General features: G+C 61.9%; 11 protein-coding genes and 2 pseudogenes. 5 read left to right on the top strand and 8 right to left on the bottom strand.

Annotated elements, in window-relative coordinates; genetic code table 11:
- Positions 1-15 precede the first annotated feature (15 nt).
- Both rfbA and AC07UX_RS20585 read left to right on the top strand, forming a co-directional pair.
- Positions 16-885, top strand: coding sequence for a glucose-1-phosphate thymidylyltransferase RfbA (rfbA, locus tag AC07UX_RS20590; protein ID WP_495193828.1), 870 nt, complete (start codon positions 16-18; stop codon positions 883-885).
- 43 nt (positions 886-928) lie between these two features.
- Entirely contained in the window at positions 929-1,744 is an 816-nt protein-coding gene (locus tag AC07UX_RS20585) for a type I phosphomannose isomerase catalytic subunit (protein ID WP_495193827.1), read from the top strand.
- A 367-nt stretch (positions 1,745-2,111) separates the two neighbouring features.
- Here AC07UX_RS20585 and AC07UX_RS20580 read toward each other — a convergent pair whose 3' ends face one another.
- The 5 genes and pseudogenes from AC07UX_RS20580 to AC07UX_RS20560 all read right to left on the bottom strand — a co-directional run bounded on the left by AC07UX_RS20580 (position 2,112) and on the right by AC07UX_RS20560 (position 12,837).
- Complete coding sequence (locus AC07UX_RS20580) at positions 2,112-3,605, bottom strand: phosphomannomutase (protein ID WP_495193826.1); 1,494 nt, start codon at positions 3,603-3,605, stop codon at positions 2,112-2,114.
- Positions 3,606-3,716: 111 nt separating this feature from the next.
- Complete coding sequence (locus AC07UX_RS20575; RefSeq protein WP_495193825.1) at positions 3,717-10,748, bottom strand: autotransporter outer membrane beta-barrel domain-containing protein; 7,032 nt, start codon at positions 10,746-10,748, stop codon at positions 3,717-3,719.
- 159 nt (positions 10,749-10,907) lie between these two features.
- On the bottom strand, positions 10,908-11,399 hold the full coding sequence (locus AC07UX_RS20570) for an RES family NAD+ phosphorylase (protein WP_495193824.1): 492 nt from the start codon (positions 11,397-11,399) through the stop codon (positions 10,908-10,910).
- Complete coding sequence (locus AC07UX_RS20565) at positions 11,383-11,817, bottom strand: Xre family toxin-antitoxin system antitoxin (RefSeq protein WP_495193823.1); 435 nt, start codon at positions 11,815-11,817, stop codon at positions 11,383-11,385. Before AC07UX_RS20565 ends, AC07UX_RS20570 begins: the two co-directional genes overlap by 17 nt.
- Before the next feature lie 141 nt (positions 11,818-11,958).
- Positions 11,959-12,837: pseudogene (locus AC07UX_RS20560) on the bottom strand (tyrosine-type recombinase/integrase).
- A gap of 226 nt (positions 12,838-13,063) precedes the next feature.
- Here AC07UX_RS20560 and AC07UX_RS20555 point away from each other — a divergent pair.
- The 3 genes from AC07UX_RS20555 to AC07UX_RS20545 all read left to right on the top strand — a co-directional run bounded on the left by AC07UX_RS20555 (position 13,064) and on the right by AC07UX_RS20545 (position 15,059).
- The gene (locus AC07UX_RS20555; protein ID WP_495193822.1) at positions 13,064-14,230 is read left to right on the top strand and encodes a nucleotide sugar dehydrogenase; all 1,167 of its coding nucleotides are present in this window, start codon (positions 13,064-13,066) and stop codon (positions 14,228-14,230) included.
- Between the two features lie 74 nt (positions 14,231-14,304).
- Positions 14,305-14,583: a hypothetical protein gene (locus AC07UX_RS20550; protein ID WP_495193839.1), complete on the top strand. Its 279-nt coding sequence runs from the start codon at positions 14,305-14,307 to the stop codon at positions 14,581-14,583.
- Positions 14,547-15,059 (top strand): class I SAM-dependent methyltransferase, encoded by a 513-nt coding sequence (locus AC07UX_RS20545; protein WP_495193838.1) that lies wholly within the window; start codon positions 14,547-14,549, stop codon positions 15,057-15,059. The genes AC07UX_RS20550 and AC07UX_RS20545 overlap by 37 nt, the downstream gene beginning before the upstream one ends.
- Positions 15,060-15,065: 6 nt before the next feature.
- Here the strand turns inward: AC07UX_RS20545 and AC07UX_RS20540 are convergent, their stop codons facing one another.
- The 3 genes and pseudogenes from AC07UX_RS20540 to AC07UX_RS20530 form a co-directional block, all read right to left on the bottom strand.
- Positions 15,066-15,878 (bottom strand): aminoglycoside phosphotransferase family protein, encoded by an 813-nt coding sequence (locus AC07UX_RS20540; RefSeq protein WP_495193821.1) that lies wholly within the window; start codon positions 15,876-15,878, stop codon positions 15,066-15,068.
- A gap of 31 nt (positions 15,879-15,909) precedes the next feature.
- Positions 15,910-17,373, bottom strand: coding sequence for a mannose-1-phosphate guanylyltransferase/mannose-6-phosphate isomerase (locus AC07UX_RS20535; RefSeq protein ID WP_495193820.1), 1,464 nt, complete (start codon positions 17,371-17,373; stop codon positions 15,910-15,912).
- 440 nt (positions 17,374-17,813) lie between these two features.
- Positions 17,814-18,050: pseudogene (locus AC07UX_RS20530) on the bottom strand (hypothetical protein); the annotation flags it as partial.

Genomic DNA, 18,050 nt, shown 5'->3' with positions numbered 1-18,050 from the left:
CGGGGACTAGAGATTATGAAGGGTATCATTCTCGCCGGGGGCAGCGGTACGCGCCTCTATCCGATGACGCTGTCGACGTCGAAGCAACTCATGCCGGTTTATGACAAGCCGATGATCTATTATCCCCTGAGCACGCTGATGCACGCGGGTATCCGCGAAGTGCTGATCATCTCCACCCCGCGCGACCTGCCTGCCTTCCAGTCGCTGCTGGGCGACGGTTCCGCCTGGGGGATGAGCATCGACTATGCAGAGCAGCCCAGCCCCGACGGCCTTGCGCAGGCCTATATCATCGGCGCGGATTTCGTCGCGGGCCAGCCCTCCGCGCTGATCCTGGGCGACAATATCTATCATGGCCATGGCCTGCCCGAAATCCTCGACAGCGCCTCGTCGCGCAGCAGCGGCGCCAGCGTTTTCGCCTATCATGTCAACGATCCCGAACGCTATGGCGTGGTCAGCTTCGATGACGATATGAAGGCGCTGACGATCGAGGAGAAGCCGGAACAACCCAAATCCAACTGGGCCGTCACCGGCCTCTATTTCTACGACGCGCAGGTTGTGGATATCGCGGCGAATATGAAACCCTCGGCGCGCGGCGAACTGGAAATCACCGACGTCAACCGCGTCTATCTGGAACGCGGCGAACTGAATGTGGAAATCATGGGCCGCGGCTATGCTTGGCTCGACACCGGTACGCCAGACAGCCTGCTCGACGCCGCCGAGTTCGTGCGCGTGCTCGAGAAACGTCAGGGCTTCAAGATCGCAGCGCCTGAAGAAATCGCTTTCCGTCAGGGCTTCATCGATGCAACCGGGCTGGAAAAGGCGATCGTCAAGCTGGGCAAGTCCGATTATGGCCGCTATCTACGCGCTATATTGACCGAAGGCTGAGGCACAGGATTGAACCTTGCCCTGCAAGGATGGTTAAGGCCGGATGCTGACACTAAAGCTTTCCCCCCATTATGTCGAAAAGCCGTGGGGCCGGACCGACCTTCCCCCGATCTTCCCCGCCAGTGCAGGGCGGCAGATCGGGGAGGTCTGGTTTGAAAGCGCCGATGGGCGCGACCTGCCGCTGCTGGTCAAATATATCTTCACCAGCGAACGGCTGTCGATCCAGGTGCATCCGAATGACGCTCAGGCCGCGGACAGGGGTGTCCTGCACGGCAAGGAAGAAATCTGGTATATTCTCGACTGCGAGCCGGGTGCGACGCTGGGCATCGGCCTCACCGCTGCCATGACCCCGGACCAGTTCCGCGCCGCCGCGCAGGACGGATCGCTGGAACAATGGATCGACTGGAAGCCGGTAAAGCCTGGCGACTGCTATTTCATCCCTGCTGGCACCGTCCACGCTATCGGCGCGGGCATTACGCTGGCGGAAATTCAGCAGAATGCCGACGTCACCTATCGCCTCTATGATTATGGCCGCCCGCGCGAACTGCATCTGGAAGACGGCGTCGCGGTCAGCCGCCTGGTCCCCTATGACCGCGCCCTGACACAGGCGCCGCTGGGCAGAGAAACCCGGCTGATCGGCGACGATGAAGCGCCCTTCTCGCTCGACCTCGTCCACTGGAGCGAAGACCATAGCGTCAGCGTGCCGGAAGGCAAGGCCCTATGGTTCACGCCTTTGAGTGGCGCTGGCACGGTCAATGGCCTGACCTGGGAAAAGGGCGACTGCCTGCTGCTAAAGGGCAACTGCGCCTTCACCCTGGCGGCAGGACCAGTCTCCGCCTTGCTCGCCATCCCCCGCTGACCGGGATGATGGTGGCCTGACCCGCTGTCCCTGCGTAGGGGGATGCAATGGCCGGAATGGGTGGGAGCGGCCGGCACACTTTTTCCGTCATCCCAGCGAACGCTGGGATCTCTCTTTTCTTTCAAGCGCATCGCCAAAAGAAGTGAGATGCCAGCCTGCGCTGGCATGACGGATATTGGCCGTTATGTGCCACCTCGACACAAGCAAGGTTAATCGCAAGCTACCGATTACAAAATAAAATAAGAAAGTTCGCGTTCATCCCCAACAGGATGCGAAAAACTCATTACATATCAATATTTTGCGATCACGCTAACGCGTCACATCTGTCCAACTCGCTGTTTCATTATCGGATCAGCCCGCTTCTCGATCAGGTTGGCACGCGATAATCCCGTACCAACTGCAATGTCTGCGCATTGAGCGTCGTCGCCCGCTTCACACTGTCGCTCTCGGTATAGCAACGCAGTTCCGGGGCATTGCCGCTCGGCCGCAGGTGGATGATGTCGCCGCCAGCAAAATGGATGCGCAGCCCGTCGGTCCGGTCGATCCCGTCCGCCTCGCCCGCCAGTTCCCCGAACATGGCCGTCAGCCGCGCTAGTATCGCAGCCGTCTCGCCCTGCTCCAGATGCGCGATCAGCGCCTGGCTCTGCGCCGTGGGATAGTTCTGCAACCGCTCGCTGAACGTATAACGTTCGGGCAATTGCGCCTGCAACGCCGATAGCGTCACGTCACGGCGGCGCGCATCGACCAGCACCGACAGGATCGGCAGAACCGCGTCCCGCGTCGGCAATGCGCCCAATGTTCGCCCTTCGACTTCGACCGCTGTCGCCAGCAGGAAACCACCGTTGGCCTCATAGCCGCACACGCTCGCCTGCCATTCGGCGACCAGCGCATTCATCGCCTCGATCACGAAGGGCGACCCGATCCGCGTCCGCCGCACGGCCGCGAACAGCCCCGACAGCTCGACCGCGCTGTTGCAGCTGACCGGCATGGCGATCGCCGCGATGCTCAATGCCCTCGCGCTTAATATGCCCAGCACGTCGCCGCGCATCCAGACGCCATTCTCGTCGGCCAGCAACGGCCGGTCGCTATCCCCGTCGGTCGACAGGATCGCGTCCAGCCCCAGCTCTGTCGCCCATTGTCGCGCCAGCATCTGATCCTCCGGCCGAACCGCCTCGGTATCCACGGGGATGAAGCGATCGGATCGGCCCAGCGACACGGCCTTGCCCCCCAGCGCCTCGACCAGTGCAACCAATATGTCGCGCCCGACCGCCGAATGTTCGTAGACGCCCAGCGTCAGGCCTGCCAGCGCCTGAACTCCAAAGGCATCGACATAGCGCGCGATATAGGCGGTAGAGACATCCACCAGCGGTTCCACAAGCGCGGCTTTCGCCAGCATCCCATCTTCATCGAACAGGTCAGGCAAATCCACGCTCTGCGCTCGGATCGCCAGTTCGTCAGGCTTCAGTACCTCGCCATCGGTCCGGTTGAATTTGATGCCATTGCGGTCGTCGGGAATGTGGCTGCCCGTCACCATCAACGACGGGATGCCCCGCGCGAACCCATGGGCCGCCACGGCGGGCGAAGGCACGAACCCACAATAATCGACCTCTCCCCCCATATGCCGCACTGCTGCGGCACAGGCCGCCATGATGCGCGGACTAGACGGGCGCAGATCGCCCGCGATCGCCACATGGGCGCCGGACGCAAACTGGCCGATATTAGCCAGATGTTTCAGGAAGGCGGCGGTATAGGCGAAGCAGACCCGATCCGTCATCGCGCTCACAAGGCCACGCGCGCCACTGGTGCCGAACGCAACGCCCGATTGCGCCATCACGTCGGCGATGGAAACGGATTGGGTCATATCTCTCCCTTTGCTTGCGGGTGGGCATATCATGCAATCAGGTAACGGTCGGTTGTTCTTTATCTCCGAATCTTTGTGAACAACGCGTCCGTCGCCAGACAGGCCATCCGTTCAAAACCGCAACCGAAGTCCGCTCATTACACTCTCGCGATGATCGTCGCTGCCGGTCTGTGCATCGATGGCCGAAAACAGCTCAAGCCCGCTGTTCACGCGATAGGAGAGGCCTGCCGATACGGTGCCGACCACGGAAGCCCGCTGTGCGCCTTTGGCAACCAGTGCCAACGGCGCGCCTGCATAGCCGCCGATGGCGGTCGGCGTCCGCCCCTTATACTGGGCGCGCAGGCCAAGGCCGACATAGGGGCGGAACGCCGCATCCGAACCATCGGCGCGGGCGAAGCGGAAACTCGCATTGCCAAAGAGCGCGTCATGTCGGTCCCGCGCGACGGTCAACCCGAATAGGCTGCCTGTCTCGGTTGCGCGATCGCGGATGGTGCGGACATAAGTAACGCCGACCCTGGGCGTCAGCGCCCAGTCGCCGCCGGTGGACATGGCATAGCCGACCGACAAGTCGCCGACCCAGCTGCGCAGATCATAGCGGGCTAAGGCCGTGTCGCCATTGGGCAGCGCCCGCCTTGTGCGCGCTTCCCCACCGTCGAAGAGCGCAGATGCGGAGACCTGCAACCCGTTCGCTGCATAACGCCCATGCACACCCGCGACGAAGCCGTCGGTGCGATTGGACGCGTCCAACGCACCGATCCGCTGGCGGCTGTCGAGATAGCCCCCGAACGCGCCGATCGACCAGTCGTGATTGCCGATCCCGATCCCGCCGATCAGGCCATAGCCAAGTGTCTGCGTGGCGGATGTCCCTGCCCCCTCGTTGCCGCTTAATCGGTGCCGCTGCCCCATGGCCTGTCCGAAGGTGAAGCCATGGACATCGTCGCCATCGGTGGCGGCAAAGCCGGGACCGCGCGCGGTGTCGACCAGCGCCAGCGCCTGATCCACGCCCAGCTGCGTCACGGACGCATAGGGTTCGGGTGTCAGGCGGGCAAAGGCGTGCGGATCGGACGCCCCGTTCGCCAGCAACAGCGACGGCAACGCCGCGAACAGCGCACTGGTCGCGCGCTGCGCCTGAATGGCCGTGTTGGCATAGGCGATACTGCGAGACACTTGCGGGCTGAACGCCGCATTGTCCAGGAACTGGCCGTGCAGCTGGATGCGGTCGGCGCGCTGAACGACGTAGCCGAACAGAGACGCCGCCTTGTCGATCGTCGTGTAGCTGCCGATAATTCCGCCACTTGCCACGATCAGGTCATAAGATGTGCCTGGGCGAACCTGCCCTTCCGCGACGATGCGTAGCGTCGAACCCGATGCGATCGTGACGTTGCCGTTGACCAGCAACTGGTCGGCGATGGTCGGCGTGATTTCGAACAGGGACGTCGATCCGCTGGCCAGCGCGACATTGCCGTTGACCGTCATCACGCCCGGCGAAGCACCGGGACTGAGGATACCCGAAACGGCGATATCGCCGTTGACGGTGCCTGTCGATCCGAAGGTGGCGCCCGATCGCACGGCGATCCGGCTCGCGCGGATCGTCGATCCGGCGAAGCCAACCAGGCGGCCGCCCGACAGGTCGATAGTACCGAAGGCGGCGCTGCCCGACACTGTGGCGAAACCACCGCTCATCGCCAGCGCCTCGACATTGGCGACATTGGCGAAGGCGACTGGCGCGGCGCTGCTGCCGCCCGACAGCTGGATGACGTCGTTACCCCCACCGCCATCGACCGACCCGGCAAATGCCCCATTTATGGTGAAGCGGTTGTCACCCGCGCCGAATGTCACCCGCGCGTCCAGCGATGCGCCCGCCGCGACCGTCACGCCAGTATTGGCGGCGACGCGCTGATAGGCATGGGTCCCGGTCAGCGTCAGCGTGCCGCTGCCTTCGCTCCCCAATATCTCGAAATCGGTGAACAGGCCGGCGCCCAGCATATGGTCGCCCTCCAGTTCCAATATGGCGGTGTCGGTGCCCGAACCGCCGCTGACGGTGCCTGCCAGCGTTGCGCCCGCAGACAGCCGGAAACTGTCGTCGCCGCCGCCCAGATCGATGATCCCCGCAATCATGCCGCCTCTGGCGATGGTCACCGACTGCGCGCCATCGCCAAAGCCAATCCGTTCATTGGGGACGCCCAGCGTGCCTGTGATTGTTAGCGCGCCGCCTGTCAGCGCGACGCTTTCGAAGCCGGTCGCCATGCCCGCCAGCGTGACGGGCGCATTGGCTGTGAAGCGCAGCATGTCCGCGCCCGCGCCGCCCGCATAGAGGCCGGTCGCCAGCCTGGTGCCAAGCGACACCACATCGTCGCCCGCGCCCATCAACGCCACCGTAACGTCGCCATCGACCCTCAGCGTCTCGGCGGCGTCCGTTCCGGTTACGACGCCAGCGGCAAAGCTGTTCAGCGTCAGGTTGAGCCCGGTGCCCGCCAGCGCGATCGCCTCGAAATTCTGATCCAGCGTCAGCGCCAACGTGCCATCGCCCTCGACCGAAAGTCGTTCGAAGCCGGTGCGCTGGCCGATTCCGCTGCGGTTCCCCGCCAGCATTACGGTATAGAGGTCGTTGCCCGTCCCGCCATCGACGCCGCCTGCGACGCTGCTGCCCGCCATCTCGACAAACTGGTCGTCGCCCGCGCCCAGCAGGACCGCGCCACCGATGGTGCCGCTGTTGACGACGCGATCATTGCCCGCGCCCAGGTCGACATGGCCCGCGATGGTGCCTGCATTGATCACCGTTTCGGCGGCAGCCCCGCCCGCGATCGTGGTCGCGCCCGCGCTGGACAGCGTCTGGCCCGCCGCCACCGTGACGGTGCCTCCCGACAGGCCGATCGTGTTAAAACGGAAGGTACCGGAATAGGCGACGCTGCCATCGCCGATCTGGCTGAAGCGTTCGAAATTGACGAACTGGTCACCATTGACCGCCCCGCCCCGCGTCGCGTCGACGATCAGGCTATCGGTGCCTTCGCCGCCGTCGACCGTGCCGATCAGTAAGGCGTCGGCCGCCTGAAGGAAGATGTCGTCCCCCGCGCCGAGCCGCACATGGCCTTCGATCCGACCGTAATTTTCGATGCGGTCATTGCCCCGGCCTAGGTCGATGGACCCGATGATCGTGCCGATATTGACGATCCGGTCATCGGCGGTGCCGATTGTCTGGATCACGCCTGCCACGGTGGTCAAGCCGATCGAGCGGGCCAGCAGGTCATTGGCCGCCAGCAGCGTGTCGCCGCCACCCCGGATCGTGCCGCTGTTGGTCAGGTCAAGGCCCGTTCCAGACACCAGCAACGCGACCGATTTCGCCCCGCTCGCCTCGATCGTTCCGGCATTGGCAATCGTCCCGGTCACGCCATTGGCGGTCTGAATGCTGAGCGCCGTGGTCAGGTCGGTCACGGGTGCCGTGGTATAAACATAGCCCGGAAAGCTGTAATAGCTGTAGGTTCCTGTGACGCCGTCGCCGCTCGCACGGATGGTGCCGCGATTGTTGACGACATAGGTCGACGCTGCACTGCCGAGCATCTGAAGCGAAACGCCGACGCCCGCATCCCCGAACGCACTGATCGTACCGCCATTGGTCAGGGCGACCGCCGCCGCGCCATTCGTGATAGCCGGATAATAGGAGCTGCCGCTGCTGACGACCAGGGCTGTACCGTTCGCGTTGCTGATCTTGCCGCGATTGTTGATGGCTAGCCTGGACGGTTCCGCCTGCTGCGCGAAGGCTACACTGATCAGCATCCCGCCGTCGATCGCCCCGCTATTGGTGGCGGAAACACCGGACAGGTCCTGGCCGCCCAGGCTGACGGCGCTGACGACACCGGAGGATGCGATCGTTCCGCTATTGTCGAATAGCAATGCGCCTGATGAGAGCCATTGCGATACGGCGCTGGTCGCCAGCGTCGTGCTGCCGACTGTTCCGCTGTTCATGAATGACCGGATGTCGCCATTCACCCCGCGCAGAATCGTTCCTCGGTTGTTCAGGGCCGCCAATGGCATGGCGGTTCCCACGCCGGAGGCTGAGATGGGCAGGTAAGTCAACACCGCGCCATCGATCGTCGCATCGTTGACGATGGTGCCGTCGCCCCGAAAATAAAGGTCGTTGTCGATGCGGTCCGCCGCCGCCAGGGTAATGCTGGTGTCAGCGCCAAGCGCCTCGACATAATCCGCCTCGAAATTGATGCCTGGCCGGTTGCCCAGCGTGATCGTGCCGCTGGCCTTGCGCGAATAGCCGAAAATGTCGAATCCCGCGCCGCCGTCGATCGTCCCGGTCACGCCATGGCTGTCGCCGGTCTGGATGAACAGGTCGAACCCCTGACCGAAGGTCAGATTGCCGGTCAGCGTGCCACCATCGGCAATATAGACGAACGAACCATAGCTATAGGGCGAAGCGGCCACATTGCCCGCGATCGTTCCCCGGTTGGTGATCGTTCCGCCGCTTGTCAGGTCGATGGCGGTCGCGCCGCGGATCATACCCGTGGCTTCGTTTGTCAGCTGGCTGCCAAAACCCAACATGACCGCGGTTGCCTTGCGGCTTTCGATCGTGCCGCTGTTAATCATGCTGGTCGTCGCATAATAACTCGACTGGACAGCCACACCATCCACTCGGATCGTCCCGCTATTGCCCAGCGTGGCGAAGCCGGTGATGCCGGTGGCGTTCGATCCGGCGACATCGGTGATGGTGCCGCTATTGACGATGTCACGCGCGCCGCTGATGGCGGTGCCATTGCCGATCAGGCTGATGGCGCCGTTATTGGTTATGGTCGTCCCGCCGAAAATGGCGGCGGCGGTAGAATAACGCCCCACCGCGTTGGTGACGGCGATGGCGCCATTGTTGGTGATGTCGGCCGCCCCCGCATAGATGGCGGCAAGCTGTTGATAATTATTGTTCTGCGCCGTGCCGTTCAGCGTCAGCCTACCGTCATTGACGATGGTCAGCGCGCGTGCCGGGCCGCTGCCTGCGCCGGTCAGCTGGTCGGTCGTCAGGATCGTCGCGTCAATGAGGTTGCGGTCGGCGATCGACATGGTGCCGTTCAGCGTAACCGTGCCGCTGCCTGCCAGGCCGATGGTCGTGACGATCGGCGCAGCGGCGTTCAGCGCCAGTTTCGCGTCGTTGGACAGTTCATAGGCCAGCGCCTCGAAGCTGCTTTGCAGCGCCAGCGCCGCGCTGGCATCCGTCTTGACCCGATAACGGATGGTGTCCCGGCCGGCGCCGGCATCCACGCCGCCCGCTGCGCCTGCCAGTGGCCGCGAAGCGGCGTTGTCCAGAGCCACGATCAACTGGTCGTCGCCGCCGCCCAGCAGGATTGCTCCGCTCACGCTGCCGCCATTGTCAACGAAAATATCGTCGCTGCCATCGTAATAGCCGGGTGGCGGCGTCAAATTGACCGCGCCAATAATCTGCCCGGCATTGGCGATGATCGCGCGTCCGCCGCTGCTGGTAATGCCGTTGATGATCCGACCCGTCGCGCCGTTCAGCAATGTGCCGCCGCTTATGGCCGCGCTGTTGGTGCCGCCAGTGATCGTGCCGGTGTTGGTGAGCTGCCCGCCCGACAGCGTGATGCCGTTGGTGCCGCCGGTGATGACGCCGCTATTGTTGAAGGTACCGCTCCACTGGACGAGACCGGTGGCCCCACCTGCGATCGTGCCGCTATTGGTTGAAACGGCATAGCCCTGCAAATAGGCGCCGATGGCGCCGGTCGATCGGATCGATCCGCTGTTAGAGAGAGCGGAACTGACGGTCACACCCGACCCGCCATTGGCGGTGATGCTCCCGCTGTTCACCACGGTCTGTCCGCTCACCGCATAGATGCTGCTGCCGCTTACGGTGGAAAGGATCGACCCCTGATTGTCGAACGTCAAAAGGCCAGTGGTCAGGCCGGTGGTGATGGCGGGGCCACTGACGACCAGCGCCGCCTGGTTGACGACCGTTCCGGCCCCGCCGATCTGAAGGGCCATGTCCGTGGTAAAGCCGGACGCCAGCGTCACCACAGCATTGTTGGACAAATCAAGGCCGAGCCGCTCGAAATTGGTCGGCAACACGACCTGCCTGAATATCGCGCTGGTATCCACCCCCAGCGTGATCGTATCGATCCCGCCACCGCCGTCGATCCGGCCGCTGATGGAACTGACCCGCCCCGTCGCCACATCGTAACGCGCGCGCAGATTGTCGTTACCAGCGCCCAACAGCAGGTCGCCGTTGATGCCGCCGCCGCGTGCGTCGATCGTGCTTCCTTGCCCGCTTCCCGCCGTCGACACGACCGATCCATTGATCGTTCCCAAATTGGTCAGCCATAATGCACCCGACGTCTGGATTGCGGTCGCGCTGCCGCCGATCACGCCGTTGGCGGCATTGTTGATCGACAGGCTGGCCGGGCCGTTCAATGTCGCCGCCGCACCGTTCGAAACGATCCGTCCCATATTGGTTACGGACAGGCCCTGCAATGTCGTGGCGATCGCGGCATTGCTGCCCCCATCTACCGTGCCACTGTTGGTGATATAGGACAGACGGCCTGCAATGCCGCCGATCAGGCCTGTTGTTCTGTTCGTTATCCCTATCGCGCCCTGCCCCATCTGGTCTGCGATGATGGCGGGGCCAGCGGTGCCGGTGATTGTCCCGCCATTGTCCAGCGACACGTTGACAGATCCGTTGGCGCTGCTGGCATCGCGCCGGATCAACAGGCCCTGCGCGCCGGTCAGCGTGCCACCCGCCATCACCGATATCGTGGCATTGCCGGACGGATAGGTCATCACGCTGCTGCCCGGAATGCAATAAATCGGCGAAGCCCCGGCGTAGGGATCACAAGGCACGGTCGTGGCCGGTCCTGTCGTGACGAACAACCCGGCCTTGGCTGCACCGCCATCAACCAGTCCTCGGACGTCGAAGCTGGCGTTCGTCGAGCGGGAAAGGATCGCGGCCGCGGTATTGCCGGGGCGTACCGTTGCTCCCTGTGCAACCACGACGCGGCTATTCGCGCTGTTGACGGTCAGCCCGTCGCTATCGGTGTCCGTGCAATTGGTGTTCGCATTGGCGATGGTGGGATCGGGCGTACAGGCTGCAAAAGCAGGTTCGGCCACCAACAACGCGCCCAGCATGGCACTCGTCTGCAATGTAAGCACACGTACACGCCGTCCACGCGACGAAATCCCCCTGACAATCATGACACCCCCATATTAATATGGGTTGTGCTATGGGCGTCTAAAATAATTGTCTATATACAAATACTGTAAAAATTTGTTCTTGATCGGTAATTCATGGCCTTAGGCTATTTACCCATAAAGCCGCTCGTCCCACCAAACCGGTTCCGGCAATTCGTGGGTTATCCCTGCGGCATCCGGGTGCAGCGGGTTGATCAGGATATTCCGCTCCACCCTTGCCACCATCGACGGCACCAATAATATCGCGCTGCGCCGCTCCTCACACCATGCCTGCCCGAACGCCTTGCACAGCCCCTCATCCTGCCCGTCCCATCCCGGATGGGCGGCGGTCTGGAAGATTTCGTAGCTGGTCCCATTGGGAATAGTGATGCGGATATGATGCTGGTTGGGCGGCAGCACGCTGCTCGCATGAACCAGCTTTTCCAGCATCGCCGTCGAATAATGTTCCGACGTATAGATGATCGGACTGGCCGGCATATTCCACCGCCCCGGATAAAGCCGCGCCCCTTCGCTGCCATAGATGGGATGACGCCATCGGGGTCGCCGATGCGATAGGCCGTCAATGTCCGGTTGGTCCGCCCGCCCGTCACACGCCCCCGCCATAAGCGGCGCGGCCGAGCAGGTTTATGACCAGATCCGCGCCCGGACTGGTCGCCAGCGCGACGTCGAGCGGCGCTTTGCCGTCCAGCATCGAGTGCGGGCGGCCCAGAAATGCGCGGGCGCGCTCCGGCTCCTTATAAATGTCGAGCGCGAAGCTGAACACCTTGGCCAAGCGCGCCAGACGATCGCCCTCCTCGCTCGTTAGCCGCTTGGTGGCGGATTTGCGCCGCCGTTCCAGCGTCGCCTTGGGGATCAGGCGGAATTTGAAGCGCGCATCGCCCGGCGCCACACTGTCGGCCAGATGGTCGAGCGCCGCCACCGGCAACCCGCTCTCGATCGAGGCGGGCAGCGCCAGACGCGACGCGTGAATCCCGGCCTTCACGCCCAGCAGAGCCTCTACCGATTGAAATTGTATCGCCATGATGATCTTGCCTCAGTTGAGGCATATATAAACTTCATTTGAGGCCATAGCAAGCTTCGGCAGCTTTGCCGTTCCGCGCTCTTGCTGTTTCATAAAGAGGCAAGATCGATGGCAGGATAGGGATGCTGGTGTCTTCGCCCTTTAAACCCGCACCCGCTCCAATTTGGCCAGGCTGATATCGTCGCGCCGCCGGTCATAAAGCTGCGTCGTGCGTGTTGAGCTGATTGGCCATGGCGGCGGCATTTTCCAGCGTCCTGCCATTCCTGAGATAAGTGGTAATCCCGGTCGCGCGAAAACTGTGATTGCCGATCTGTGTCTCGATCCCTGCGGCCAGCGCGCGACGGCGGACCATGGCATGGGCTTCAGCCTGAAGCAGCGCCGGATTGCTCAACATTCGACGACTATGATCGATGGTGTGGAACAGCGGCCCCCTACCCTCGCTCCACTCGTACACTTCTATATAAGCGAGTAGATAGTCCTCCAAGCCATGATGACAGGGCATCTCATGCCGCTTGCCGCCGTTCTCATGCAAACGCAGCCATAGCCGCCGTCCCTGCACGAACACATCCTCCCGCTTCATCGCCAGCGCCGCCCCGACGCGAGCAAAACTGTAGATCATCAGGCCGATCACCGCACGGTCGCGCAGCTCCGCCGACGTCGATATATCGATCGCGGCCAGCAAGGCCCGCGCTTCCTGCGCTTCCAGCACCGGCGTTCGCCCCGGTCCGCGCACTGCGCGCTGGGCCGCGCATGCTGGCGGCGGGTTAGTCGCGATCACCTGCCGAGTGACGAGCCAGTCAAACAGATGGCGGATCGCGGCCAGACGCTGCTTCACGCTTGAGGCCGCGAGCGATTGGCTTAAAGGCTCGATCCACGCGACGTCATGGATCGGCGCGATGTCCGCCAGGTTGCGCACGCCATGATCATGGCACCAGCTCAGGAAATCGCGTGCCGCCTTGGCATAGGCGCGCCGCGTATCCGGGCTGCGGATATTGGCCGCGAAAACTCCAGAAAGCGCATGTGGACATACGGCGGTGCTTCCGCAACGATCGGCGGCAGGGTGAGCTACGCCAGATTGTCCTTCATCACATATTTGTCTTAAAGAAGGAGAAATTGCGCTTGTGTCTCGCCTGATGAACGGTTGTAAGTCGATCGCGTCCGACGCAGAGCGGATGAAGTGGCATGATGGATGTCTCGTCGGGGACAGACCAGCATCGCTTTGACGCCGTGCGGGGGACAAGGAAGAATGAAGATCGCCGTTTTCGGACTTGGCTATGTCGGCCTGTCCAATGCCGTATTGCTGGCCCAGCATAATGAAGTGGTCGCGGTCGATATCACGGCGGCGCGGGTTGACATGCTCAACGCGCGCCAGTCGCCGATTGTCGATACCGAACTGGAAGACTTCCTCGCCACCCGCCCCCTCGACCTTACCGCCACGCTCGACCCGCTACAGGCCCTCGCCGGCGCCGATTATGTGATCGTCGCGACGCCGACCAATTATGATGTCGGCACCAACAAGTTTGACACCTCCTCGGTCGAAACCGTGATCCAGACCGCCAAGGCGGCCAATCCCCAAGCGACGATCGTAATCAAGTCGACCATCCCGGTCGGCTTTGTGCAGGATGTCCGCCGCCGCCTCGGCACCGATCAGGTCATTTTCAGCCCGGAATTTCTGCGCGAAGGTCAGGCGTTGCAGGATAACCTCCACCCCTCTCGCATCATCGTGGGCGAAAGATCGGACCGGGCGCGCATCTTTGCCGACCTGCTGTTGCAGGGCGCGGTCAAGAAGGATGCGGAGATCCTCTTCACCGACCCCAGCGAGGCCGAAGCGATCAAGCTGTTCGCTAACACTTACCTGGCCATGCGGGTCGCCTTCTTCAACGAACTGGACAGCTACGCCATCGCCCACGAGATGGACTCGCGCCAGATCATAACGGGCGTCGGCCTCGACCCGCGCATCGGCGCCCATTATAATAATCCTAGCTTCGGCTATGGCGGCTATTGCCTGCCCAAGGATACCAAACAGCTACTCGCCAACTATTCCGAAGTGCCGCAAAACCTGATCCGTGCGATCGTGGAGGCCAACCATACGCGCAAGGACTTCCTGGCCGACCAGATCATCGCGAAGCGCCCGAAGAAGGTCGGCGTCTTCCGCCTGGTGATGAAAGCGGGGTCCGACAATTTCCGCCAGTCTTCGATCCAGGGTATCATGAAGCGGATCAAGGCCAAGGGGATAGAGGTCGTGATTTACGAACCAGCGATGCAGGAAGAGGCGTTTTTCGGGTCGCGGGTGGTGCGCGATCTTGGTGCCTTCAAGCAGGAATGCGACGTCATCATCGCCAACCGCATGACTGCGGATATAGAGGATGTATCGGACAAGATCTTCACGCGGGATCTGTTTGGGTTGGATTGACAACAACCCTGGCAGCGACTGCAATAACTTTCCATCATGGTGCAATTGCAGCCCAATATCGCATGGAGACTTTGATGATCAGGCTGCCTCGCTTGCTTCGCAGGAAGCGGTCGTCTGCAAAGACGCTGCAAAGCCATTGCGTTCACGATTATCAAGCACTTGTGCGCACCAAGCTGAAATCCCTGCCGGACGATCCGCAGCTTGCGCTGGCGCAAGCGATCGGCGCGCCGACGATGGCAGACTTTGTGTCGATCGGCGACGGTCATGTCGCGGTGCTGCGCCATCATGGTCTGGCCGATGGCATGACCGTTATGATCTGGGCTGTGGTTGCGGCCGCACGGCGCAGGCGCTGAAACGCGCCGGATGGCAGGGCCGGTATACTGGCGCGGACGTCGTCCAGGAACTGATCGACGAACTGGCCCGGCAATGTGCGGACTATGATGTCCTTCTCAACGTCACGCCTCGGATCGTCGCGCCCGACGCATCGCTGGACATGGTTTTTCACTGGTCGGTCTTCACCCATTTCTATCCCGGTGAATCCAATCTCTACACCGTTGATGCCTTTCGCGCGTTGAAGCCCGGCGGCAAAATGATCTTCTCCTTCCTCGAACTGGAGGAGACGGAACATGACCGGGTGTGGAACGCCAATTTGGAGCATTTAAGCACAGGCCACCCCGCCGAGCATCTGGACGCCTTTCTGCACCGCGACTGGATCCGCCGTTTCTCCCGCGATGCAGGTTTTGCCGCGCCGCGCTTCACCGACGGGCAGGACGACAGCCACCACCCAGCCTTCTGGCAAAGCCTGGCGGTGCTGGAAAAGCTGGCCTGATTTGCATCAGCGCAAAGTCGGCAACTTGGCTTGCTCCAGCGCACGGTCCAGATAGCGCATGAAGGCGGGCGTCCGCCCGGCGTCGCGGGCACGCAGCCAAGCCAGCGCGACGACAGGCCGCCATCGCTCCATGTCGTGCGTCGACACGTCATTCGACCCCAGATAGCTTTTGCGCAAACGCCCCATCGCCCAATCGCGCCACAGGTTCGTCACCCAGTCGGTCGGCCCGATGCCAAAGCGCATCAGCATTTCCGATCGCACTGCGTCGGCCGCCGGATGCCCCGCTGCTGCCTTCGACCAGTCGATCACCATCATCCCCTGCGGTGTCATCATTACATTGCCCAGATGAAAATCGCCATGGGTCAGCGCCTCTTCCTCCGGTAGCATATCGAGATAGGCGATGGCCGCGCGTTGCAGCGCGTCGGGCGCAGGACCATAGGCGATGTCGGTCGCCAGCACCTGTTTCAACGGCCGCAGCCCCCTGCCCCCGACCTGGTGCATGGCGGCATGGATGTCGCCCATCCGGTCCAGCGCCCATCCAGCGCGCATCGGATTGCGGCGGATCCAGTCCATCACCGTCCCGCCTTCGAGCCGGGGATAGACGATGCCCCGCCGCCCGTCCCATGCCTGCCGCCCGATCGCCGCTGCAGTCGGCACGCCGCAGGCACCGGCATGGATGGATGCCTCGGCCTCGCGCGCGATCATCTCATCCGACACGCTGTCGCGGAACAGCTTGAGCGCCTGCCCATTGCCGATATCGAACAACTCCGCGCTCGCTCCCCTGGCGATGAAAGGATAGTAGGCCGTCAGGTCGTTCATCACGGTCTGTTATCAGATCCGGGGGCCATGGTCATGCCCGCGCATAGTGATCCTCATAACGGATGATGTCATCTTCCCCGACATAGGGCCCGGTCTGCACTTCGATGAAGACCATGGGGATGCGGCCCGGATTTTCGATCCGGTGCTGCGCGCCGACCGGGATATAAATAGACTGATTTTCCGTCAGCACCGACATGTTGCCGTCCAGCGTAACCTTGGCTGTCCCCTCCACGATAATCCAATGTTCCGACCTGTGGAAATGGCTTTGGAGGCTGAGCGACGCGCCGGGCAGCACGGTGATGCGCTTGACCTGAAAGCGCCCGCCGATGAGCAGGCTTTCGTGCCAGCCCCAGGGGCGATGATCCTTGGGGAAGGTTTCGGCCTGGACCGCGCCCTTGCGTTGCAGTGCTTCGACCACTTGCTTTACGTCCTGGGTGCGGGACTTGTCAGCAATCAAGACCGCATCGTTCATCGCGACCGCGACGATATTGTCGAGGCCCAAGCCTATGATTTCCAACCCGTCACTTTCGGATCGCAACAGTGAATTCCGGCAATCCAGTGCCGTCGCGGCGCCCGACATAGCCACGCCCTGTTCGTCGGGCTGCATATGGCTCCACACCGCGTCCCAGTCCCCAAGGTCCGACCATCCTGCATCATAGGGGACGACAGACAAATTCTCGGCTTTTTCCATTATAGCGACGTCGATCGCCACATTGTCGGCTCTGCTCCATGGCTCGGCCGCCAGGCGCAGGAAGCCCAGATCGGCATCGGCCTGCTCTACCGCAAGCCGTACGGTTTCCAACATTGTGGGGGCGTGGCGCTCGAATGCGGCAATGATGTCCTTGACCGCGAACAGGAAAATCCCAGCATTCCAAAGATAATTACCAGTTGCCAGCATCTCTTCCGCACGAGCAGCATCCGGTTTTTCGACAAAGCTTTTCAGGATGATCGGCCGTCCTGACCCGTCCGGTCGATCAGCGATCTGCAAATAGCCATAGCCGGTTTCCGCTCTGGTTGGCTGTATGCCGAAAGTGACCAGATTGTTTCCTTCTATGGCAGCCAACCCCTTGCCCACGGCGTCCTGAAAGGCAGCTACATCAGGTACAACATGGTCGGAAGGCGCTACCAGCATGATGGCGTCGGGCTGACGCGCCGCCAGATGCAGCGCGGCGGCCAATATGGCTGGCGCCGTATTGCGACCTTCCGGTTCGATCAAGATGGCATCAGGATCGATGCCTTCCTGCGTTAGCTGCTCGGCGATGATGAAGCGGAATGATGCATTGGTCAGCACCATCGGCCGTGCGAAGGTGAAATATTCCGTCTTACCTGACAACCGGCGAGCTACGGCCTGAAAAAGGGTGGTTTCGCCGACTAGCGGCACGAATTGTTTCGGATAGGATTTGCGGGACAACGGCCATAGACGCGTGCCTGACCCACCCGCCAGAATGACAGGAGTGATGCGAATGTCGGAACTGATAAGTCGCGCCTTTGCCATATGATCCGTTCATTAACCCTGACGCCATTTCGTGGCCGCAATACAACTCTATGCAGCGATCGGTTGCTCCCCACAATGCGCCATTTCCCTGTTCGACCTAATCGAGCAATTTTTGAATCAGATCGGTTGGCCCACATTTATGTATTGACAGATTTCGCTAAAATTGGCGTTCACTCCACTACGTCTGCACATGTTGCGTTGCGGAGAAAAAAGTCAGTTACAGCGTCGAGCACACTTCCTCATTACACCTGCTTTTTTTGATCGGCACGAGTTCACCTAAATCGTCCGCAAACAGGCAACGAAAGGCAGGTTCTGAGATCAACTTGATGTCAGTTCAATAGCCGAGATGGCGCAAAGCGGTCATGCGGAGGAAGTCTTAGGACATTTGCCTTTGCGCAAAGCGACGTCATTACCGGCGAGGAAATCTGTTCTTTCACCACTCAATCGTCGACCGCAGAATGGACGTCCCGACATTGACGAATGGCCGCATCGTCGATCCCTAACGTCCGCGCCGCGATCCAATCCGGCACATGCCAGCTTACCGGTAGAGACCTAGCGATCACGCCGGGCAGAAACGACCAGAGCAGCATGCCAGCGATGAAGGCGCCGCCGCCGATCCCCATTTCCCGTTTACGCTGATGGTTCGTAGCTCGCGCGCGCAGGGCAATCCCGTCGAG

This window comes from Sphingobium sp. GW821-FHT02B05, assembly GCF_059421905.1.
This window is presented reverse-complemented; position numbering and strand designations above follow the sequence as displayed.